Annotated in this window: 21 protein-coding genes; 7 read left to right on the top strand and 14 right to left on the bottom strand. The window is 37.1% G+C overall.

The window, feature by feature from the left end:
* Positions 1 to 98: 98 nt before the first annotated feature.
* Genes tsaD through DKG77_RS15455 form a run of 3 tightly spaced genes read left to right on the top strand, consistent with a single transcriptional unit; the run spans position 99 to position 2,215 of the window.
* Positions 99 to 1,127 carry a tRNA (adenosine(37)-N6)-threonylcarbamoyltransferase complex transferase subunit TsaD gene (tsaD, locus tag DKG77_RS15465; RefSeq protein ID WP_109664960.1) on the top strand — a complete coding sequence of 343 codons (1,029 nt, stop codon included), beginning with the start codon at positions 99 to 101 and terminating at the stop codon, positions 1,125 to 1,127.
* A 53-nt stretch (positions 1,128 to 1,180) separates the two neighbouring features.
* Complete coding sequence (locus DKG77_RS15460) at positions 1,181 to 1,507, top strand: TfoX/Sxy family protein (RefSeq protein ID WP_109665042.1); 327 nt, start codon at positions 1,181 to 1,183, stop codon at positions 1,505 to 1,507.
* A gap of 3 nt (positions 1,508 to 1,510) precedes the next feature.
* Positions 1,511 to 2,215, top strand: coding sequence for a 16S rRNA (uracil(1498)-N(3))-methyltransferase (locus DKG77_RS15455; RefSeq protein WP_109664958.1), 705 nt, complete (start codon positions 1,511 to 1,513; stop codon positions 2,213 to 2,215).
* Here the strand turns inward: DKG77_RS15455 and DKG77_RS15450 are convergent.
* A complete protein-coding gene (locus DKG77_RS15450; protein ID WP_109664955.1) occupies positions 2,212 to 2,997 on the bottom strand; it encodes a DUF1223 domain-containing protein in 786 nt (261 codons plus the stop codon). The genes DKG77_RS15455 and DKG77_RS15450 overlap by 4 nt on opposite strands.
* A gap of 39 nt (positions 2,998 to 3,036) precedes the next feature.
* Between DKG77_RS15450 and DKG77_RS15445 the strand changes: the two genes are divergently transcribed.
* From DKG77_RS15445 to DKG77_RS15435, 3 genes are all read left to right on the top strand, one after another.
* A complete protein-coding gene (locus DKG77_RS15445; RefSeq protein ID WP_109664952.1) occupies positions 3,037 to 3,687 on the top strand; it encodes a DUF4159 domain-containing protein in 651 nt (216 codons plus the stop codon).
* 3 nt (positions 3,688 to 3,690) lie between these two features.
* The gene (locus DKG77_RS15440) at positions 3,691 to 4,791 is read left to right on the top strand and encodes an AI-2E family transporter (RefSeq protein ID WP_109664949.1); all 1,101 of its coding nucleotides are present in this window, start codon (positions 3,691 to 3,693) and stop codon (positions 4,789 to 4,791) included.
* A 74-nt stretch (positions 4,792 to 4,865) separates the two neighbouring features.
* The gene (locus DKG77_RS15435; RefSeq protein WP_313789967.1) at positions 4,866 to 5,978 is read left to right on the top strand and encodes a THUMP-like domain-containing protein; all 1,113 of its coding nucleotides are present in this window, start codon (positions 4,866 to 4,868) and stop codon (positions 5,976 to 5,978) included.
* On the opposite strand, the gene DKG77_RS15430 is transcribed toward DKG77_RS15435, so the two are convergent.
* From DKG77_RS15430 to DKG77_RS15395, 8 genes are all read right to left on the bottom strand, one after another.
* Positions 5,975 to 6,691: a M15 family metallopeptidase gene (locus tag DKG77_RS15430; RefSeq protein WP_109664943.1), complete on the bottom strand. Its 717-nt coding sequence runs from the start codon at positions 6,689 to 6,691 to the stop codon at positions 5,975 to 5,977. The genes DKG77_RS15435 and DKG77_RS15430 overlap by 4 nt on opposite strands.
* 5 nt (positions 6,692 to 6,696) lie before the next feature.
* Complete coding sequence (locus DKG77_RS15425) at positions 6,697 to 7,422, bottom strand: carboxylesterase family protein (RefSeq protein ID WP_109664940.1); 726 nt, start codon at positions 7,420 to 7,422, stop codon at positions 6,697 to 6,699.
* An 8-nt stretch (positions 7,423 to 7,430) separates the two neighbouring features.
* Positions 7,431 to 7,952: a 5' nucleotidase, NT5C type gene (locus tag DKG77_RS15420; protein WP_109664937.1), complete on the bottom strand. Its 522-nt coding sequence runs from the start codon at positions 7,950 to 7,952 to the stop codon at positions 7,431 to 7,433.
* A 110-nt stretch (positions 7,953 to 8,062) separates the two neighbouring features.
* Positions 8,063 to 9,100, bottom strand: a complete 1,038-nt coding sequence (locus DKG77_RS15415) for a LacI family DNA-binding transcriptional regulator (protein ID WP_109664934.1) — start codon at positions 9,098 to 9,100, stop codon at positions 8,063 to 8,065.
* Positions 9,101 to 9,102: 2 nt separating this feature from the next.
* Positions 9,103 to 10,233, bottom strand: coding sequence for a glycoside hydrolase family 26 protein (locus tag DKG77_RS15410; RefSeq protein ID WP_109664931.1), 1,131 nt, complete (start codon positions 10,231 to 10,233; stop codon positions 9,103 to 9,105).
* Positions 10,234 to 10,241: 8 nt separating this feature from the next.
* Positions 10,242 to 11,858 (bottom strand): sodium:solute symporter, encoded by a 1,617-nt coding sequence (locus DKG77_RS15405; protein ID WP_109664928.1) that lies wholly within the window; start codon positions 11,856 to 11,858, stop codon positions 10,242 to 10,244.
* Positions 11,859 to 11,867: 9 nt separating this feature from the next.
* On the bottom strand, positions 11,868 to 13,193 hold the full coding sequence (xylA, locus tag DKG77_RS15400) for a xylose isomerase (protein ID WP_109664926.1): 1,326 nt from the start codon (positions 13,191 to 13,193) through the stop codon (positions 11,868 to 11,870).
* An 8-nt stretch (positions 13,194 to 13,201) separates the two neighbouring features.
* Entirely contained in the window at positions 13,202 to 14,683 is a 1,482-nt protein-coding gene (locus DKG77_RS15395; RefSeq protein WP_109664923.1) for a xylulokinase, read from the bottom strand.
* Positions 14,684 to 15,191: 508 nt separating this feature from the next.
* On the opposite strand from DKG77_RS15395, the gene DKG77_RS15390 reads away from it, so the two are divergent.
* Positions 15,192 to 16,046 (top strand): hypothetical protein, encoded by an 855-nt coding sequence (locus DKG77_RS15390; protein WP_109664920.1) that lies wholly within the window; start codon positions 15,192 to 15,194, stop codon positions 16,044 to 16,046.
* A 58-nt stretch (positions 16,047 to 16,104) separates the two neighbouring features.
* On the opposite strand, the gene DKG77_RS15385 is transcribed toward DKG77_RS15390, so the two are convergent.
* From DKG77_RS15385 to DKG77_RS15365, 5 genes are all read right to left on the bottom strand, one after another.
* Positions 16,105 to 18,756, bottom strand: coding sequence for an exo-rhamnogalacturonan lyase family protein (locus DKG77_RS15385; RefSeq protein ID WP_109664918.1), 2,652 nt, complete (start codon positions 18,754 to 18,756; stop codon positions 16,105 to 16,107).
* Positions 18,757 to 18,822: 66 nt separating this feature from the next.
* Positions 18,823 to 19,668 carry an ROK family protein gene (locus tag DKG77_RS15380; RefSeq protein WP_109664915.1) on the bottom strand — a complete coding sequence of 282 codons (846 nt, stop codon included), beginning with the start codon at positions 19,666 to 19,668 and terminating at the stop codon, positions 18,823 to 18,825.
* An 8-nt stretch (positions 19,669 to 19,676) separates the two neighbouring features.
* Complete coding sequence (locus DKG77_RS15375; RefSeq protein WP_109664913.1) at positions 19,677 to 20,942, bottom strand: MFS transporter; 1,266 nt, start codon at positions 20,940 to 20,942, stop codon at positions 19,677 to 19,679.
* A gap of 27 nt (positions 20,943 to 20,969) precedes the next feature.
* Positions 20,970 to 21,854: a PIG-L deacetylase family protein gene (locus tag DKG77_RS15370; RefSeq protein ID WP_109664910.1), complete on the bottom strand. Its 885-nt coding sequence runs from the start codon at positions 21,852 to 21,854 to the stop codon at positions 20,970 to 20,972.
* Between the two features lie 143 nt (positions 21,855 to 21,997).
* Positions 21,998 to 23,395 carry a RagB/SusD family nutrient uptake outer membrane protein gene (locus DKG77_RS15365; protein ID WP_109664908.1) on the bottom strand — a complete coding sequence of 466 codons (1,398 nt, stop codon included), beginning with the start codon at positions 23,393 to 23,395 and terminating at the stop codon, positions 21,998 to 22,000.
* Between the last annotated feature and the right edge of the window lie 13 nt (positions 23,396 to 23,408).

The following is a 23,408-nucleotide window of genomic DNA, read 5'->3' as shown; positions in this document are numbered from 1 at the left end:
AGCAGAATTGCCAAAAGTAATCTTAACAGTATTTTCCTGAGTTTTCTGATAGGGCTTTATGTTTTACCTTTGCTTGACCAATTTTTGTTCCAAAACCTGTGGCAAATAAAAAAAATTACATTCTTGCAATAGAATCTTCTTGTGATGATACTTCCGCTGCTGTTTTATGCAATACAAAAGTGTTAAGTAATGTGGTGGCAACACAAGAAATACACAAGCAATATGGAGGTGTTGTTCCGGAATTAGCATCCAGAGCCCATCAACAAAATATAGTTCCTGTAGTACATCAAGCCTTGGCCAAAGCAAATATCGATAAAAAACAACTATCCGCCATAGCTTTTACAAGAGGTCCGGGACTTATGGGTTCTTTATTGGTAGGAGCTTCTTTTGCCAAGTCATTGTCATTGGGGCTTAACATTCCTTTAATTGAGGTAAACCACATGGAAGCCCATATTTTAGCACATTTTATTGATGATGAAAGTATGACCGCTCCAGAGTTCCCTTTTTTAGGAATGACCATAAGCGGTGGACATACCCAGATTGTTAAGGTGAGCAACTATTTTGACATGGAAGTTTTGGGTGAAACCTTGGACGATGCGGTGGGCGAAGCTTTTGACAAAAGCGCAAAACTAATGGGGTTGCCCTATCCCGGTGGCCCATTGGTCGACAAAAATGCACAACTTGGGAATCCAAGAGCGTTTGACTTTCCAAAACCTAAAGTAGATGGCCTCAATTTTAGCTTTAGTGGATTAAAGACCAGTATTCTGTATTTTTTGCAACGTGAAACAAAAAAGAACCCAGATTTTATTGTTGAAAATATCAATGATATCTGTGCTTCCGTTCAGTATACCATCTTAGAAATTTTAATGGACAAACTCAAACTTGCGGTTAAGCAGACAGGGATTCAGCAGGTTGCCATAGGAGGAGGGGTTGCCGCTAATTCTGGGATACGGGCAAGACTAAAAGAAGCTGAAGAAACATTGGGTTGGAAAACGTATATTCCTAAATTTCAATATTGTACGGATAATGCCGCAATGATAGGTATAGTAGGCTATTTAAAGTTTTTAGAAGGGCAATTCACGGACCAAAGTATTGGAGCTAAAGCAAGGTATGCGATTGGAAGTTGAATTTGGTGTTGATTAATTTTAAATTTCTACCTTTTACATTTTTAAATCCAAGGATGGCATATAACGAAGAAATAGTAAGCAGAATTCGTCATGCATTGGCAATATTTCCAGAAGATTTTACCGAAAAGAAAATGTTTGGAGGAGTTGCTTTTTTATATAACGGAAAAATGACCGTAGGCCCTGTAAAAAATGATTTAATGGTTCGTGTAATAGGAGATAAAATGCCCGGTGTTTTGGCACAGGAATTTACAAGACCCATGGATTTTACCGGCAAACCTATGAAAGAGTTTGTTTTTGTATCCCCAGAAGGTTTTAAAACTGAAGAACAACTTCAAAACTGGATTGAACTTGGTTTGGAGCACGCAAAAAATAAACTGTAATCCATGCAACTATTTTATAATCCTTCCCTAGATAATAGCTTTAAACAGTTCTTTTTTCCATCTGAGGAAAGTAAACATATCTTAAAAGTATTGAGAAAGAAAGAGGGAGATATTCTACACATCACCAATGGAAAAGGGTATCTCTTTAAAGCTGAAATTCTAGATGCTGACATTCGTAAATGCAAAGCGCAAATAATTTCCGTAGAAAAAAGCATCCCAAAACGCTATAGCCTTCATCTTGCCGTTGCACCTACCAAAATGAACGAACGATATGAATGGTTTTTGGAAAAAGCTACGGAAATAGGGATTGATGAAATAACGCCTGTCATTTGCGAACATTCTGAGCGAAAGACCATAAAATTGGAACGTATGGAACGGGTGTTGCAATCCGCAATGAAACAATCTCTGCAAACCCATTTACCTAGATTGAACCCTGCAGTCTCTTACAAAGAGTTCATGAGTCAAAAATTAAGTGGTTTAAAATTTATTGCACATTGTGATGAAGGTGAAAAAATGGAGCTCAAAAGAAGGGTTGCAGCAGATAAAGATATAATTATCCTCATAGGCCCAGAAGGGGATTTTTCAAAGACAGAAATAGATTTTGCATACACCAAAGGTTTTGTGCCTGTATCACTAGGAAACAACCGCCTAAGAACAGAAACTGCCGCAATTGTTGCTTGCACAACTGTTTCAATAATCAACAGTTAACGAGAAATAGGCTTTTTGGCGGCACCCGTAATATCCAAATCGTTAGACTCTATAAGCACTATTAAGGTTAATTTGTCATCAGAAGATACAAGCTTAGGGACGGTAATTGAAGACTCTCCTTTTTTAGCACTAACAGGAATATACTTTTCCGCTACAACAATATTACTGTTCTTTAAAACTCTATTCCTATTTTCCCCTCTTTTGACAGAGGTTGTGCGCTCATCCAGCACTAATACAATTCTAAGTTGTTTACCAATCAGGTCGCCTTCAATAGCGTAGTCAAACGCTATTGAATTATCGCCTGTTTTACCAATATTAATGTCAATTGCGTTGCTAGCTTTTTTTATTTTGTATTCATTTAGCTTAGTGTACATTTTTGACTGACTGGAGCCCACAAAGTGCTCTTCCCCATTGATTACCAATTGTGGGGTGTAATTGCCTCTATATTTAAATTTTCTATTGTATTCCCTTTGCTTTTTGGTGTAAACCGATTTACTAAAAGGGTCTTCCCAACCAATATAGTTCCAATAATCCACATGATAAGACAGTGCATAAACACTTTCTGGGTATTGCTTTTTTACTTTCTCCAAAAGCATATCCGCGGGGGGGCAACTAGAGCAGCCTTGCGAGGTAAACAACTCTAAAACTACAGCGGACTCATAAGACTTTTCTTTAACTACATCATTTTCAGGTTCAACCCTATTTTCATATTTTGCTGTATAAAATGCCATCAATGACATTCCTAAAAATGCCATGCTAGGAATTATGATTTTTTTAAACATGAATACTGTACTTTTGATTTCTTAGTTATTCGAAAGCAAATGAAACAACTTACCATGCTATGCAGTATTTTAACTTTTTTTGTGATAAGCTTTGTCAATGGCCAAGAAATTGCAATTTTAAAATACGGTGGCGGGGGTGACTGGTATTCCAATCCAACGGCTTTGCCAAATTTAATTCAGTTCTGCAATAACAATATAGGCACCAAAATAAATCCAAAACCAGAAACCGTAGAGGTGGGCAGTGTTTCCATTTTTCAATACCCTTACCTTCATATGACTGGTCACGGAAATGTCTTCTTCTCTGATGAAGAGGCAGAGAATTTAAGGACTTACCTACTTTCTGGTGGTTTTTTGCATATTGATGACAATTACGGTATGGAACCTTATTTAAGGAGGGAATTGGAAAAAGTATTTCCAAATAAAAGATTAGAAGAACTTGGCACTGACCATCCTATTTTTAACCTAAAGTATGAATTCCCGGCTGGTCTCCCCAAAATCCATGAGCATGATGGAAAACGACCACAAGCCCTAGGCATTTTTCATGAGGGAAGATTACTGTTATTGTTCACCTTTGAAAGTGATTTAGGTGATGGTTGGGAAGATCCATCCGTGCATAACGACCCTGAAGAAATAAGATTAAAAGCACTTCAAATGGGAGCAAACATTGTAGAATTTGCCTTTAAAAGCTAGATTATGACCTCAAAGATTATTGCCAATGGAATTTTAAGGGCTGTAGCCATTATTGTTGGTGTTGTTCTTTTAGCATATTTTTTATTTAAGATTCAATCGGTATTGGCATATTTGGCCATTGCAGCGGTAATTGCACTTTTGGGAAGACCAATAGTTCTTTTTTTAAGACGAAAGCTAAAGTTTCCCAATACTCTTGCAGTTATAGTTACCATGGTTTGCATGTTGGCAGTTTTTCTAGGAATTCTGGCGCTCTTCATTCCTCTTATTTCTGAACAAAGCAAGAATTTGTCCTTATTGGACATAGAAGCTTTAAAAGCGGATGTAAACACGCTTTACCTTCAGATCCTTGAATATTTTGGTGCCACCACCGATAATGTAACCCATTTGATTGAAGACTCAGACCTTGAAAAAAATGTGCTTGAAGGTTTAGACTTAGGATTCATTCCAAATTTTCTCAATTCATTTGTGAATACACTGAGCAACTTTAGCATTGGTCTTTTCTCTGTTCTTTTTATTTCATTTTTCTTTCTAAAGGACAGCAAGCTCTTTCAAAATGGAATGCTGACTTTCGTTCCAGATAACAAAGAAAGTAATCTAGTAAAATCAGTAGATAAAATCAACGGATTATTGTCTAGATATTTTGCAGGAATCTTACTTCAACTTTTTATTTTATTCGTTATTTATACCATTGCACTTTTAGTTGCTGGTGTAGAAAATGCTATCGTAATCGCATTCCTTTGCGCCCTCTTTAATATAATTCCATATATAGGCCCAATCATAGGGGGAGCCATTATGATAACTTTGACCATGACCAGCTTTTTAGGGGCCGATTTTAGTACTGTAATTTTACCCAAAGCGCTATACGTTTTTATAGGTTTAATCATAGGTCAACTTATAGATAATTTCTTTTCTCAACCCTTCATTTTTTCCACAAGTGTAAAATCACATCCATTGGAAATATTTCTTGTAATCATTATTGCAGGGCTTGTATTTGGTGTTGTTGGCATGGTAGTGGCTGTACCTGGCTACACAGCTATAAAAGTAATTTTAAAGGAGTTTTTAGCCGAAAACTCCGTTGTGAAGAAGCTTACTAAAAATCTATAAGTTTTAGTTTGAATAAAGATATATTAAATACTGGTGTACAGGATTTTATAAAAAAAAACTGGGACACTGACATCATGTCAGTTTTATTAAAAAAGCAATTTTTCGAGGGGGTTTCTCAAAGAGAATTGACTGAACAGTTGGAAGCCAAAAAAAAGTGCAAGAATAAGCTCCCCTCTTGGTTTAAAGCCACCAATATTTATTATCCGAACAAATTGAATATTGAGCAAACCAGCTCAGAACAAACCGCACAATACAAGTCAGAACTTATAAGTGGAAAAGCGCTCCTCGACCTTACCGGTGGGTTTGGTGTTGACACTTACTTTTTTTCAAAAAAAATTAATTCGGTTTTTCATTGTGAAATCAATCAAGAACTAAGTGAAATTGCAAAGCATAATTTTAAAATACTTGGCCAAAACAATATTAATTCTGTTCCAGAAGATGGAATTCAGTTTCTCAAAAATACCATTCAAAAGTTTGATTGGATTTACATTGACCCTTCACGACGGAATGATGTAAAAGGAAAAGTTTTTTTATTAAAAGATTGTTTGCCTAATCTTCCAGAAAACCTTCCATTTCTTTTTGAGAAAACGAAGAATATTTTGGTCAAGACTTCTCCTCTTTTGGATATTGCCCAAACCATTAAAGAATTAAGTTTTGTAAAAGAGGTTCATATTGTGGCGGTCAACAATGAAGTAAAAGAGTTGCTTTATGTTTTAGAACATGGCTTTGAAAAAGAGGTTTTTGTCAATGCTGTGAACTTTCACAAAGGTCAAGCGAGATATTTTAATTTCTCCCTAAAAGAAGAGACTACTGCCATTGTAAAATACGATCAACCTGAAAATTATTTATATGAACCCAATTCTGCCATTTTAAAATCAGGTGGATTTAAATCTGTGGGGCAAGCGTACAATCTAAAAAAGCTACATCAACATTCACATTTGTACACCTCGGAAACTTTAGTGGATTTTCCAGGGAGAAGATTTGAAATCATTACTGTTCATCCCTATTCCAAAAATGGATTAAAAGAATTACAGCTTACCAAAGCCAACATTACTATCCGGAATTTCCCAGTATCTGTAGCGGAATTACGCAAAAAACATAAGATTAAAGATGGAGGAGATGCATATTTGTTCTTTACTACTGATGTAAATGACAAGCATATAATAATCAATTGTAAGAAAGTCTAGTCCTTACATTCCCACTTAAAATTGGCCACTCTATCATTGGAGCCAGAAGATAAGTTATAATGCCACCATTCTGTTCTTATAGACCAAAAACCATGTGCTTCCATGGTTTCTTTTAGAAGTTTTCGATTAGCCAATATCTCCTCTGGTAAATCCAAATTGTCATGGTACGCTCTTTTACCAAAGAAATCAAAGTCTGTGCCCATATCCAATTCGTTACCATCCAAATCAACTAAAGTAATATCCACTGCGCCTCCTTTGTTATGTATAGAACCTTTAACAGGATTTGCCACGTATTGGGGGTTAGGAACAATCTCCCACATTTTATACTGGACCGAATTTGGTCTGTAACAATCGAAGAACTTTATTTTTGCTCCCGCCCTTAGAAAGTCTTTATTCGCTTCAATCAATGCTTTGGCCGTCTTAACTCTGGTATAACATTCTGCGCAATCATATACTTTCGCCTTTAGGAAATTGTTTTCTGTGGCATAACGCAAATCATAAGCAAAACCGTTGCTGAAATCCGCTAATCTAACAAAAGTAGTGTCTGCCAACCCTTCAAAAGATTTTAATCTCTTCTCTTGAACGGACTCAGTCTCGACCTCAACAAGTGGCTTTATTTTCGCCTTAATTTCCGTTACATTTTGTTTTTTGACAACTTCTTGGCGACAGCCCAAAACAATTAAAGCAATCAAAAAAAGATGGTAACATTTCATTATAATTATTTTTGCTTTTGTTCAGCTAACCATTCATACAATTCTTCTGTTGTATACGCCCTGCTCCATGAATTATGCCCTACATCTTGATATCTTGTGTATCTCACATCATAATTCATTTCTTTGAGCTTGGCCACCATTTTGTCTGATTCTTCAACAGAGATTACCTCATCTCTATCTCCATGAAATACCCAAATGGGCATTTTCTTATTTATCCAATGTGCATATGGTAAGGGTGCCATTCCACAGACCACGGCCATTGCTGCAAACTTTTTAGGGTATTGTGTTGCCAGTTCCCAAGATGCGCTTGCACCCCTACTTAAGCCCGTCAAATAAATTCGTTTTTTATCAACATTGTTGGTTTCAACAACAGAATCCAGGAGTTTTATTATTGCCTCGGTATTCCACCACTTTCTCCTATAGGGGTTTTGGGGTGCTAGCACTAGAAATGGAAACTGTTTTCCTTCAACCAAAAGTTTTGGTGGGCCGTTCTTTTTAATTTCTTCCAACTCTGCACCAGACTCGCCTCCACCATGCAAGAAAAGTAATAATCCAAATCCTTTATCATTACTTGATTCATAACCCTCAGGATAGTATAAATAATATTTTAAACTTTCCGTGGTAACGGTTTGAAGCTCATCCTCTATAAGTTGAGATTGTGCTGAACAACCTTCTAATAAGAACAGACCAGTTAGAACAACTGCTTTGAATAAAATTTGGGGCTTTTTCATGCCCTAAGTTACAAAAGTTTATCTGCGATTTCTTTCCAAGTATGCGCACGATCAAAACCTTCTGTATTAACGTTATGAGGTGAAGTAAACATAATGGTTCTTCCATTAAAACTCTTCAAGTTATAACTACGGTCATCGATAAGTACATCTCCTTTTAAAATATGTTTATCACCGCATAGTATCCGTTTTTGCCAAGGAATAAAGGGAAAGAACTTATCTAACCACTCTGATTTCTCTTGCAATGAGTTTGGAAATTGCATTGCAGCTGAAGCTATGTAGACATTGTGCTCCTTGCTCAAGGCTTTTAATACCTCCTGACTATCTGGGATTACTTTCAAATCTCTAAAGAAACCTATTTGCCAAGCATGTTTTCTTACACTTTTTTGATGAGTCTCTGGAACACACTGCCATACTTCCTTTCCACGGCATTCTTCCATGGTAAGCTGTGCATTGAATTCCTTGTTATAAAGCTCAATATGTGCTCCGTAAGTATCGGCCAGCACTTCATCCATATCTACAAATAAGGTCATTTGGAAAGTTTTAAATGTCGAAGGAATAAAAAACAAATGTATTTACAAACTCCGAGGGTAAAAGATAATTGTAAATTAATCCATAATGCATCAGGAGCATAATTTCCCATTTAGTACAGAAGCGAATTATCCCCAGTCTTTTTAGTAGAATCCCGTTCTATTAAACTTGTCTTCACAAGCTTTGTTGTATAAGGCATATCCCCATCATATTCTATCCGGTCGATTAGAATGTTCGCTGCTAATTCACCAATATATTTTCCATGTTGACTCACCATGGTCAAGGCTGGCGAAACATATTTTGAAAGACGACCATTGGTAAATCCAACAATAGATATTTCTTTTGGAACCTCAATACCTTTCGATTTTAAAATATGAAGTGTATCCACCGCCGTAATTTCATCTAAAGCGATTATGGCATCTATTCCTTTATTATCCAATAGCAAGGATATCAATAATTGTAAATCATCATTTTTTCTTACCTCTACTATTAATTTTTTATCATATGCTATTTCATTTTCATTGAGTGCCTTCTTATAGCCATCAATACGCAGTTTTCCAACACTGGAATTATAAATAGCGGAAACTATTGCAATTCTTTTACATCCTGTTTTCAACAAATGTTTGGTTGTCTTGTAACCTGCTTCAAAATCATCGACAACAACCTTATCGCAATCTATTTTTTCGGTAACCCTATCAAACATAACAGTAGGGACCTGATTCTCAATCAAATTTTGGAGGTGTTCAATATTTCCTTTGGCCTGTGTTTCTTCAGATAAAGATAGAATAAGGCCTTCTACTGTTCCTGTACTCAGCAACTCAACTGTCTTTAGTTCTTTCAAGTAAGATTCATCGGAAATACAACTTATAATGCTGTAACCTCTAGAGTTTGCCGTCTTTTCAATTCCATAAAAAACCTGGGTGAAAAAATAATTAAGGATGTTAGGTACAATTACACCGATGGTTTTGGTGCTCTTTTTTAGCAAACTAAGAGCAACATGATTTGGTCTGTAATGATGTTCCTTGGCATATTTCTTAATTTTTTCCTTTAGCTCCTTACTGATTTCATGGCTATCATTAATAGCTTTTGAAACCGTAGAAATAGATACCCCAAATTTGGCTGCAATATCTTTTAAAGCTATCTTTTTCATGATTATTTATGGTTATATAAATTATCATATAGATCCTCTGAAGATAAAATAAAAGGTGCTTTTGAAGTTCGCTCTTTCCACCTTCTACTTATAGTGTCGCTTAATTGTAGGCGAGCATCAATTTTTTTAAAAGTTGGGTTTTGGAGCCACATAGGGTGGGAGTCCCAGTGGCAATTAATATAATGCACAGCTTTGACAACATCCAAATTAGTATTGATGGTATTGAAAAAAGGTAAAAACCACTCGTCCCATGCCATTTGGGCCTGTCTTGGGTTTGACAATCGCATTTCTTTAGTGATGCCTTGATTTTCTTTTGGGTCCCAGACTAAATCCGAAGAAGTTGGAGTTGCCTCAGCTATAAATACAGGCTTCCCTTTGGACCTTGCAAATTCAATCATTTTTTGCTTTTTCCATCCATTGAAAAAAGAGAATCCCAACCAATCTACGTAATCATCGCCAGGGTACCATTTTTCCAAATGTTTCTGGTCTGGCGCCATGGTGCCGGCGGATTGCCATACATATGCAGTATTGTTAACTCCTCTTGCTCTTAACATGTCAACAATATGTTTGTAAGCCGAAATGGTAGATTTTCTATCATAATCGTTCCAAGGACCGTCAAATTCATAGGCTATGCGCAAGAATACCGGTCTATTGCCTAGAGAAACTAAAAAATCTCCAAGTCTGTCAATATACTTATCATGGGTGCCATCCGCCACCCTTTTTTCATGATTCACAAATTGCAACCCAATGGCTAAAGCCATATTGGAATAATCAGGGTCACTATGTTGTAAGATGGCATTGTAGTCATTATCTCCCCAATCATGTGTTTCCCAAAGTCCATCCAACCCACGCTGTCTTCGATAAAAAGAATATTCTCCTGGATTTATATTTGTGTAAGTAGTCCATCCTGCAGGTTTTTCAAAATGATTCAAATATCCATCATTATATTCCTCTAACCCCCCAACGGCTTCCAGTTCTTGACCAACAAATAGTAGAACTCCTTCTTTTGGTTCAAATTTGGCCAACTTACGTTTTCCGTTTTCCGCAGGAGTCACAGATATTTCTTGCTGTATGATGGGTTTGCAGGTGACCATCAGAAAAAGAACCAAAATGGATATAAATGTATTTTTCATAATTCGTGTTATCCAGTGAAGTATGATAAAACTAAAACGACTATCACAATTAAAATTACTGAAAGTAAAATGTCAATAGTTGTTATACTCTCCTTGTTCAATTGTTTGTCTTGGGCGCTTAACGTACCAAAAGAAAGTCCTTTAATAAGAGAGTACTCTGGTGGATTGGTAGCAAGACTAACACTGATACAGATAACCACTGAAAGGATAAACATAAAGATGGCCATATGTGCAAAATTGATGGTAGCAAAAGATAAGAGCACTCCTGATAAATTGGTTTGATAAATTTCGGCCAAAATTCTAAGCGCAGCTACTATAAGACCAGAAAACAAGGTAACAATCGCTGCTTTTGAATTTACTCTTTTCCATATCACCCCTAACAAGAAAACTGCCGTAATGGGCGGAGCTATATATGATTGAACACTTTGTAAATATTGATATAATACCCCGCCTCCTATTTTTTCCATGATAGGGATCCAAATAATTCCAAGAACTACGACAATAGAAGTTGCAATTTTACCAACATTCAAAAGCTTTTTCTCCTCGGTTAAAGGTTTTAACTTTTTATAGATATCTATGGTGAAAATTGTAGAACAAGAGTTGAAAACAGATGCCAATGAACTCATTAAGGCAGCCATTAGTCCACCGGCCACCAATCCTTTTAAACCGACGGGTAATAGTGTTTTTACCAATACTGGGAATACCTCATCACTTTTATCATAGGAAAGTACCCCTTGCTTCGCGAGGGCAAAGGCTATGATACCTGGTATTAAAAAAATAAATATGGGGAGTAGTTTTAAATAGGCCCCAAAAATGGCACCTCGTCTACCAATTTTAATATTGTTTGCAGCTAATGTTCTTTGTACTATATATTGATCTGTGCACCAATACCAAACACCCACAATTGTTCCTCCTATGAGCATTCCTGTCCATGGAAAATCTGGATCGGATATTGGGCGCCACATATTAAAATGCTCACTACCGGCAACAAGTCGGAGTTCTTCCCAGCCCCCTACTTTCTCTAACCCTAGGTAAGTTATGATCAAAGAGCCAGCAATCAGAATTATAGTTTGTAAAGTTTCTGTATAAATTACCGCTTTCATTCCTCCTATGACGGTGTATGTCCCTGTAAAAATTACAATACCGATTGCCCCATACCAAAAAGGGATTCCAAGAAGTTCCGAGACCACAATTCCTCCTGCATAAATAGTTACTGAAACCTTAGTAATCACATAACCAACTAATGAAAAAACGGAAAGAAACCATCTTGATCGGCTATCAAAACGCTTCTCTAAAAATTCAGGCATCGTAAAAGCCTTACTTCTAAAATAGAAAGGAAGGAACAACCAGCCCAAAAGCAGCACAATCCAAGCATGCAGCTCATAATGTGCCATTGGCATACCAGATTCTGCACCTGTGCCCGCAAGCCCTACAACATGTTCAGAACCAATATTAGAAGCAAAAATCGAGGCTCCGATAACGAACCAGCCAACATTTCTTCCAGCTAAAAAATAGTCTTCCGTATTCTTGTTCTTTTGAAGTACCACCCAAACGGCCACCCCTATAAGGGCAGCAAGATATGCCCCCAATACCCACCAATCAGCAGTTTCTAATATTGGCTCCATATGTCAGGTTTATGAATATTGATTCAATATGTTTTCAAACAACTCTTGTTTTCCACTGATTTGTTCAGGTTCACCATTCTTACCTGCATAATCATATAGATCTGTTAGAGATAATTTTCCTTCCGTAAATTCTAAACCTTTACCTGTTGTAAAAGAGGAATATCTATTATCCAATAAAGACTGATAAGGTGAATTTTGCAATACGGCATCTGCAATTAAAAGAGCTCTTGCAAACGTATCCGCACCTCCTATGTGTGCATGGAAAATATCTTCTAAATCTGTTGAATTTCTTCTTGTCTTTGCATCAAAATTAATTCCTCCACCTTGTAATCCCCCAGATTTTAGAAAAACGAGCATGGCTTCGGTAGTTTCCATTATGTTGTTTGGAAATTGGTCTGTATCCCACCCATTTTGATAATCGCCCCTATTGGCATCAATACTTCCAAGCATCCCGGCATTAGCGGCTACCTGAAGTTCATGTTGAAAGGTATGTTGTGCCAGGGTAGCATGATTTACTTCAATATTTAATTTAAAATCATTTTCCAGTCCATACTCCCTAAGCGAATTGATTGAAGTTGCTGCATCAAAATCATATTGATGTTTTGTAGGTTCCATAGGTTTTGGCTCAATGAAAAAGGTTCCTTTAAAACCTTGACCTCTTGCATAATCTCTTGCCATGTTTAAAAAACGTCCAATATTGTCTTGCTCTAGTTTCATGTTGGTATTCAAAAGAGACATATAGCCTTCTCGACCTCCCCAAAACACATAATTTTCACCTCCCAGAGCAATTGTTGTATCCAGGGCTATCTTTACCTGTGCTCCCGCCCTTGCCACTACATCAAAATTTGGGTTAGAGGCTGCACCATTCATATATCTAGGATTAGAGAAGCAATTGGAAGTACCCCATAACAACTTTACATTTGAAACATCTTGTTTTTGTTTTATATATTCTACGATTGTCTGGATTCTTCTCTCTGATTCTGATAAGCTATCCGCCTCGTCAACAAGGTCAAAATCATGAAAACAGTAATAATCAAAACCCACTTTTGTTATGAATTCAAAAGCAGCATCAGCTTTATCCTCAGCAGCTTTTATTGGGTCAGAAGCTGTTGACCATGGGAAGTTTTTAGTCCCAGGGCCAAAAGGATCCCCTCCTGTGCCGCATAGCGTATGCCAGTATGCTACAGCAAATTTGAAATGCTCTCGCATAGTCTTACCTGCAACAACTTGGTCCGGATTGTAAAATTTAAATGCCATGGGGTTGTCGGAGCCTTTACCTTCATATTTTATTTCTCCAATCCCTTTGAAAAATTCCTTATCTCCTATAAGTGCCATTCTAACTATTATTTATTTGTTATTAGTTCCAGTTCTTTTTTCCAATCATTGTAGGCTTTCATATACCTTTCCCTGTCCTTAAAAGGCTTAAAGGTCATGACGTGGTCGTTTTTTATAAAAGATGAAAAAGTATCATATCCGGTTGATGCTATGGAACATGCTCTAGCTGCACCAATTGCACCGGTAGTGTTATATATTTCAATTTCTTGTTGAATTAAAGTGGCAATGGTATTGGCAAATATTTCTGAGCGGAACAGATTATCATTTCCAGCCCTGATTACTTTGGTTTCGATACCGTCAGATTTCATAATCTCCATTCCATATACAAATGAGAATGCTATACCTTCCAATGCAGCTCTGCAAATATGAGATTTTGAATGCCTATTTAGATCTAGGTTCACAATTCTAGTCCCTACGTCTTGATTTAAAAGCATTCGTTCTGCACCATTGCCAAATGGAATAAGTAGTACACCATCTGAGCCAATCTCAATTTCGGAAGCCAGTGTATTCATTTCTTCATAAGAAGTTACCGCTAGATTGTTCAACAACCATCTATACTGAATTCCTGCACCGTTAATACAAAGTAGTTTGCCAATATTCTTTGCTTTGTTTTTTTGATAGTTTACATGTGCAAAATTGTTTACCCGTGAGCTTTCCTTTACTGAAAGGTTGTTGGTTATGGCATACACCACGCCTGACGTTCCTCCCGTTGCAGCCACTTCTCCGGGAAGGAAAACGTTTAGTGAAAGTGCATTGTTGGGTTGATCCCCTGCCCTATATAAAATAGGAGTTCCTTCTAATAACCCACTTTCTTCAGCTCCTTTTGCAGAAACTTTTCCTTGATTGCTAAAAGTGTCAACTACCTCTGGAATTAAATCATGTGAAATTTTAAAGTGATTTAATACATCCTCAGAAATAGCGTCCTTTTTGAAATCCCAAAAAACACCTTCGGATAAGCCAGATATAGTTGTGTTGATACTATTGGAAAGACGATAGGCAAGATAATCACCAGGTAACATAAATTTATATACTTTTTTATAAGTTTCCGGTTCAAATTTTTTTACCCAACCTAGTTTTGAAGCGGTGAAATTGGATGGGGAATTCAACAATTGTTCATCACATGTCCGTTCTCCAATTTCTTGATATGCTTTATTACCGATTTCAACTGCTCGACTATCACACCATATTATGGATTTACGCAAAGAATTTCCATTCTCATCAACAATAACCAAACCATGCATTTGATAGGCAATGCCAATTCCCACAATATTATTTTTTGAAACATTATGTGCCTTTTTAATTTTTTTGATTCCCTTGCAGACAAAGCTCCACCAATCCTCAGGTATTTGTTCAGCCCATCCCTTTTGAGGAGCATACATTGACATTTCTTCTTCGGGTTCTTGAACAACCCCAATGTTCTTTCCACTGCTGCTTTCCACCAAAGCTACCTTGACCGACGAACTGCCTAAATCTATTCCTAAATAATACATGAATTCCTAAATTGTTGGACTTACTCAAATTTAAAGAATGCTTGTTCTAAAAAGGGTGTCGAGATAGTAATATTATAAAAAGGGGGTATATTGAATAATATATTCGACATGTCAAAATCAATTTAGATGCCTGATAAACAGATATTTATAAATCACAATCGGTTACGAAAATTTTTCGCAAAGGTTTTCGTAATTTTTCGTAAAAGAATAAAACCCGGAGTGTAGTTTTTAACATTCGGAACCATTTATCTGGAATATGTATGCACTTATTTTAGGTATTTCGTCAACTCACAAACTACAATCCCTTTAATTAAATACAGAAGATTTGTAATTATAATACTACTACAGAGTTAAAACCCACTACTGTTTGTTTGAGGCTCATCTGGCAATTGCTATTCATCGTCCATGAGGCACGCAAACTTTTTAATTTCATTAAGTTTTAATTATATGCTCTTTAAGAATAAACAAAGAATGAAAGTATAGCTTTATGTCATTGCATAAATCGCGTATGAAAATAAGACTACGATTACTAACTCCTATTTTAATACTATTTTTCTCTGTTTCGCATTCCGGATTTGGTCAAGAAAAGATTGTGAACTTAACCGGAAAGGTTCAGAGTTTGAGCAATGATGTCTCAGACGTATTGGTTATTAATTTAACCACTAAAAAAACTACAATTACCAATAATGAAGGAATATTTTCCCTTGAAGTAAAACTAAATGACTCCATACAATTTACTGCAGTTCAATACTTAACGAAAAAAATTATGGTGACAAATACCATTTTGAATACCAATATGATGCTCATTCATTTAGTGGATAATATCGTCAAATTGGATGAGGTAACTGTCATGCCGTATAATTTGACAGGAAACGTTGACCTTGATATGAAAAGAATTGAAGTTAAACCAATCACCACTGCTTCATCCTTAAAGCTGCCCAATTCAAATGTTCCAGTGATGACGCATACCGAAAGATTACTTTTAGAAGCAGATAGAGGAAAGTTTGTCAAAGGGGGTGTTCAGTTGGATACTCTTTTCTTTTTCCCAATTGTTGGTCTATACATTGACATAAACGTGCATAAAACACTTAATTACATTTCTGGTAGGACAAAGACACTAAAAGATATGGTTTCAAGGGATAAAAACATCAAAATGGAAAATGAAATTATCCAAATGTTTTCAAAAAAGAACATATCAGAAGAATCTGGAATTCCTCTTGAACATATTGATGGTTTTCTCACTTTCTGTCTGTCCCAAAAAGATTTTGCCCACGTATCAAACATGGCAAATTCCTTTGAAGTTTGGGAATACCTAATGAACAAAAGTGATGAATTTAAAGAAGCCAATAGTTTTAAAGAATAGCTAACTTTTCTTTAGTCCATTATTTTAGAAAAGTCCTAAATAATTATCTCCAACACATCTATTTTTTTGAATCTCGATCGTTAAGCCAATAAATTAAATATGGAATGTTATAGGCGTGTGTCCAACCAAAAACCCTTAGACCTTGGTTAATCTCCCAATTGGTAAAACGTCCGGCGCTCTTTGGAAGATTGGATACTTTTAGCAATGCCTCATTATAGGAATCCACGGTATCGTACTCCCCGCCGTCTTTAGGCAATCTGCCCACCTCGAGCAGTTCAGCCCGAATTATTGCTTCTTCAAAAAATGCTTTGTGTCCACTGAACTCATAGCCTATCAACAAAGGATAAATGGTAGCCAGGTACGATTCCATTTCATGATTTAACGGGGGTACATCCCTTATCCAATATGCATGGTTCAAAAGAGCCTTCTTTATTTCTTTTTTACCCGTAATCTGGTAGTATTTATACAAGCCTTGTGCAACATAAGTTTGGCTATAACCGTATCTATCCAACAACAAATTCCCCCCCTGCTCTTCTTGTAACTGAAGCATCAGTCCAACTCTTTCATCCAACTCTTTCTTATATTTTTCAAGTTTGGTGGCATCGTATAGCTCAACTAGGTTGAGTACGGACAAGTACAACCTTCTTCCTCTTAAATCGTGCTCGCCCCAAATACGCTTTAAATATGTATCGCCCGTCATTTTAGCGACCTCTAAGGCCCGATGGTCACCACTGATGTAATAGGAAGCAATCCACCCTTGAATCCAGACATGGGCGCTAAGCAGGGCGTACCAGTGTTCATTGGCATGTCTTCTGCCAATTCCCAAATATGGTGTTGATTCTGGTTCTTCTCTATAGTCCCAAAAATCGATGGCATCATTTATCTGTCCCAGATAATCCCTCTTTTTGGGCCAATGAATATTGTCCACATCCATGGTATGTCTGCTCATGGCTTGTGCCATATGAAAATATTTTGCATCTCCAGTTCTCATAAAATTCGTCCATAGCATAAAATCAATGGTCGGTTCATTATTTGTCCATTGAAACCACTTCTTGTTATAGAAATAGGTTTTTCCATCGCCATAATCAAACATTCCGTACCATGGCTCATTATTTTGATTAAATGACCACCAATCGTATTTGTACTGCAGTGCGTTTTCAAATTGGGGATACTTGCTTGAAAACGGTGCCATGTTACCATAGACCTTAGAATTTGAATACCATTCTGGCGACGCATGGGCTATTGGGCTATTGAGCACATACTCCATTTTTTGATTTATAGCATTATTGGATTGATTGTCGTGAAAATAATAGAGAAACTCCGTGGTTTTAGTAATTCCCTGAGCAAAATTGTCCAACATTTGACCGTCCATCTCCGTATTGTCACGAGCAAAGCTCATAGGTCCATTTTCTAACGGCCAGATGTTTCCTAAGAGCATCTTGGAGCCGGGGTCAACTTCAATTCCCTTGGGATATTCTTTTAAAAAATTCTTAATCCCAACACTAATTCCTTTTACGCCATCAGCAACATTGATCCAACCTTTTGCCCTTTGTGTTTGGCTCACAACTTGTTCGCCTTTTGCTACAAACGCTTTGAACAATGATTCCTCGCCCTTGGGTACATCTCCGTTTTTCCCGTCTTTGGATTTCCCCATATATAAACTTCTTAGGCTTGCACCATTATTTCTTTCTGGACCTTTTTGCAAAAGGCTGATTTTTTTATTTCCATCAAAATCAATTCTCTTAATTTCTTCCTCTTGGGATTTAGAATCCCAATTTCCGCTATAAACAGGTAAAGAAACCTCCGCCTCATCACCAAGGTGATATTTAAGCTGCAGACCGCAAGCTGCTATCTGATCATTTGGTTGTGTCCACCCTGGGTCATCCGCAGTATCTTCTGATAGAATTTTTTTGTTCTGGGTAGCAATATTTGCATGTTCCCCTTCCTGTATTTTATGTTTGTCTGGAACACCAGTGTATGTCAATGTATGCAAAACTTTCACATATGTCTTTCCAGCATAAGCGTGCAATCTAATAGTAAATGGTGACAGGTTATTATCCTCCCTCCCATACATGTAGGTCCCCTCCACCCTAAAAATCATATGCATGGGACCTGAACCTTTTTCCCTAAAAACTTCATTTATGATTGCTTTGGAAGCATCAATCCCAGAATCATCCAATATATCAAGGAAGGTTCCCCTTTTGTTTTCTGGCGCGGAGGCTACAAGCTCATCATCTTCAAATTTGCCATTTTGGTCAGAATCAAGATAAACCTCATCCAGAAATCCGTTTCCTAACTTGTTTATAGAAAACGATAATGGGCCTGTATTCACTTTAATACCCCCTCTAGGCCTCATATTGTTTGTAGAGACTATCCTTTCTTTAGACCTCATTGGTTCTACGCCTTCACCATATTCAAGAGTATAGTCTGATGCTATTTCAGAAAAAAAGAATACCCATATCCATTTTATGCTTTCATCAGCAGGCTCCCATGAAGTTACTTCTGTTGTCTGACAGGCTATTTCTTTTCCTTTTGAGTTCAACAACCTAATATTGCCCACAGAATATAGTTCACCCTTGGGAAAAGGAATGCCAATGGTAATTGGAGCTCCTTCCACATTGTTTTCAATGGTAATATTTAGCTTTTTTGTTTCAACTGCAAACACCTTAAGACCCATGCAAACCAATAATACCAGTAATGTGTTTTTCATTTTATGCTTTTTATTTGTCACTGTATTCCCCAAAGGGTGAAACAGTGCTTCGGAATGGTTATTCTTCTATACCTCAACTTTTTGAAAGCACAAACTTGCTGCTCCCAAAATGGCCGATTCAGCCAATTCCGACGTTACTATTTTTAATTTTTTTATTTGCTCTGGATAAGCAAACGAACTTACTTTTTGATACAAGGATTCTTTAAAAAAGGGATACGCTTTGCTTATTGAACCTCCAAGGATAATTGCTTCTGGGGCCAACAGGTATAAAATTGTATTGATTGACTGTCCCAAGTGTGAGCCAAATTCTAAAAAAGCAGCTAAGGCCTTATCTTCACCTTGCCTTGCCTTATCATGAATCTCTTTTGCACTTAATCCGTAATTATTTGCGAAAAAGAAACTGCTCGTATACTGTTCTAAAATACCCTCTTTATATTCGATCATGCCAATCTCTCCTGCTCCTGATAATACCCCATTGTAAATTTCATTGTTGATTATTATTCCCATTCCCAAACCTGTTCCAATAGAGAGTCCAACAAAATTTTGGTGATTCTTTCCTTTTCCATAAAGCTTTTCACCCATTGCAAAACAATTGGCATCATTATTAATGCTAACTGGAATATTATATCTCTTTTGTAAGATATCTGCTAAATGAACTTCTTTCCAAGAAGGTATGTTCTGCACGTCATACACAATACCTTTAGACGAATCTACAACAGCGGGCACGCCTATACCAATGGCTTCTATGTCGCCGGCAATCAATTCATCAACACAATTGAACAAGCGTTCAACTGTCTGTTTTTCTGAATCTTCCTTGTCAACACGCACCAAAGATTGATCTGTAACTGACCCATCTTTCACAATACCAGCATTGATCGTGGTGCCGCCAATATCCACCCCAATAACTTTCATAATCTTAATTACTTGTTTGGCTTACCTTTTAATTGAATCGTTTTATTGTTAACCAAAGGGTTTGCCCAGAAACCAATGGATAATACAAAAGCCAAGGGAACGAGCAAAAAGAACATTCCTGTTTTAAGGCTTGAGATTTCACCCAAAGCTCCCACCAAAAATGGGATTACTGCTCCACCTGCAATTCCAGTGCATAATATTCCTGAAAGCGACCCATGATTTTCCTTAACAGAGTTAAGCGCTAGAGAAAAAATTACCGACCACATTACTGAGATAAAGAAACCTATTGCTGGAAATGAAAAAAGAGCAACTTTAGCACTTCCTGTAAGAGCCAGAACCAAAAAAACCATGGTAATAGTTGTGGCTCCAATCAGAAGTTTTCTACTATCCATAATTTTTAATAACAGTAGGCCCAGTAAACAACCAACCGTTAACATTGCCCAAAAATATGCTACTGTATCCGCACCGATTGTCTGAGCATCTAAACCGTGATATTGGTTAAGGAATTGCGATATCCAATTACCTACACCTTGCTCGGTTCCCACATAGCAAAAAATCCCCAGGAAAAACAGTATGGTCCATTTGTTCTTTAAAAGACTTAAATATGAACTCGAATCACCAGCTACCTCGTCTTCATTCTTTTCATATTTCGGATATTTTGTAAAAAATACAACAGCCAACAGTATAACAGCAATTATTGAAAAAATCATATACAGCCCCACCCATGGTAAGTCTTCAGGAACCAATTCTCTTATATAACCGGCAAATCCAAATTCATTCGAATCCGTATCAACTATGTATTTGTACAAAAAAGGACTTAAAAAAGAAGCCAAGCCAAAAACCAACTGCGCCAAAACAGAGTTGAACGCAAAATGTTCCTCTCCCCCGGCAACCCTGAGCATTGGATTAATAATAACCTGTAAAACTGCCATACAAGAACCCAGTGCAAACAGTGTTATACTAAATACCACATAACTAGGAAAGAAAGTAAAACCTATTGAGGCCAATGCCATAAAAAGAAATGACAATGACAGCAAAGTTTTATCACTAAACTTTTCGGATAAAAACCCTGCGGGAATGGACATTACGCCATATGCGATAAAAAAAGCAAAGGGCAATAATCCTGTCAGCGTTAGACTAAGGTCAAAGCTGTTCTTTACATCAACAATTATAGAATTTAGTATGTTGGTTATAAAAGATATTACAAAAAATATCAGCATTACCAAAGCTATAATATGGTAATATCTTTTTGAGGTTGTTTTTTCACTGGCCATTGGTGCTGTTGGTTTAATTGGTTGAAATTATTTTTTACCTAGCATAGGAAAGAGTTCTTTTATTTCCTCATCCGTTGGTTGTTTTCCATATTCGCATATTTCAAAGAATTCAACATGTTTGGCATTGGAAGCAGTCATATTTGGGTACCATTTTTTTATTGCACTTGCTTCTGTTGCATCCCAAGTTTTTTCTCTGGCCCATCTTTGTTTAAGCCAATTAATTCGCTCAGCTTCACCAGTTGGAACTTGACTCATATCTGCACCGCTCACCCATGGCAGCCATTCGAACATTTGGGAATCATGCGCAGCCAAAGCTTTTACCTTTGTATCTATAACTTCATCAACAACCACCGCTATATCTTTTGAAAATGGATATGGTTTTTGAAAATTATCCTTCATATAAATGAAAACGGGGTTCTTTTTTAAAGGTGGAGTATCTGGAGTAACATTGGGCACTATTACCAAGTATGCAGCGTCTTGAACGGCAATACCCGCATTTCTATGATCAGGATGGTAATCGTTTGGCCGCAGACCCAAAACAATATCAGCATTCCACTCACGGATTTTTCTGATCACTTGATGCCTAACATTAAGTGTTGGAATCAACTCCGCATCGTGGTTGTCCAATACATCATATTCAATGCCCAAAATCTCGGCTGCCTTTTTTGCCTCGGCACGTCTTCGTTTACCTAGTACACCTCCGCCCATATTTTGATGCCCTGCATCTCCATTGGTCAATGCCACAAACTTCACTTTATGCCCCATTTTGGCAAATAGTGCGGCCGTTCCTCCAAACTTAGAATCGCAATCATCCGGATGGGCTCCAATGGCAATGATATTCAATACTTTTTTTTCCTGCGCTTGGACTAAAAATCCTATACACAAGCATATAATCAATAATATATTTTTCATTTTATAGTTCTTTATTTAAATGTTTTATACTGATAATTTATAGTACAAATTACTTATTTGAGTTCAAAATTTTAACAATAAACATAAGCAGGTAAACTCTGATACCGGGGATAACTAAACAAACTCAAATAACAAACTTAAAATTAATCGTCATTCTGTATGAAATTGGTATTAATATCCATTTCCCTTTGTGGGATAAAGAACAAGTTTCTTATTGCACTTGCTTCAATAACATCCGGTTCTGCCTCCAACAATTTTTGGGCAACGACCCCAAATCTTTTTAGATCTGGCCAACGATGATTTTCAAAAGCAAGTTCAACCTGTCTTTCATTCAAAAGTTTTTCTTCAAAAGTACCAGGAGTAGCTGCATCTATATTGCCCAATCCTGCCCTGGTCCGCACCTGATTTATTAATCCGTAACTCTCTGTGGTCTCTCCTAGCGCTTCTGCAAGCATTAACAATACATCTGCATATCTGAAGACTACAAAGTTCACGTCTGAATCATTTTCAGTAGGTGGATCACTTTCATACTTTCTAACATAGTTCTGAACTACAACTTCTGCATCTACATTGATCCATTCGGTTCCCATAGAGGGTTCAAACCTTAAATCACCTACCTCATATGCATTTTCCAAGGTTGCAGTTGGTCTATTTCTTCCAAAACCCTGTCCTGTTTGCAAATCTGAACTTGGTGAGAAATCATTTGTAAATGCACTCCCTTGGCCAATACCTCCGCTTATGAACTGTACTTCAAAAATTGATTCAACATTATTTTCATTTGAAGCGCCCCATAAATCCGCATAATTTGGTACTAATGCATAATTGTAATCGCTAATGATCCTGCGCAATACAGTTGCTGCATCCGAATCCTGCCCTATTGTCAATAACACTTTTGCCAATAGTGTTGCAGCAGCTCCTTTTGTGGCCCTACCCACATCGCTGGAAGAATGTGAAACCGGTAGATTGGCTTCTGCAGTTGCAAGGTCTGTGACCAATTGTGCATAGATTGTATTTGCATCTACTTGAACAAGCTCGTCACCAGGTACAAACGGGGTTAGTTGCAGCGGAATGTTACCAAAGGCAACTGCCAAGTGGTAATACATTAAGGATCTAAGAAAAATGGCTTCACCAATAATTCTATTCTTCAAAGAAGCATCTATTTCTATCGGCTCTATCCGATCCAAAATAACATTGCAATTGGCAATTACCCTATAGGAACCTCCCCAGGCAATATCTACCTGTTCATTCAAGGGATCTTCCGTAAATGCATTGATCTCGGTAAACTGTCTTGCCAAACCCGTAGCATCTGGGCCTTGATCCGTATTATCGGAACGCATTTCAAACATGGTCCAATACGCTCTTCCGTAAACTCCTGGCTCTTGCAATCCTGCATAACTCGCGTTAAGAGATGCAACAAAGTCATCGGCTGTGTTGAAGAAGTCAGCTTCATTTCGATTTGAAATTGGTGCTAATTCCGTAAAGTCCTCACTACAAGCTGATGTAATACACAGCGTTATTAGTATTATGATTATTTTTTTCATCTTTTACAGTTTT

The organism is Flagellimonas aquimarina, assembly GCF_003149745.1.
In the GTDB taxonomy this organism is placed as follows: Bacteria; Bacteroidota; Bacteroidia; order Flavobacteriales; family Flavobacteriaceae; genus Flagellimonas; species Flagellimonas aquimarina.
Note: the sequence above shows the minus strand (reverse complement) of the source record. Positions and strands in the feature narration are given on the sequence as shown.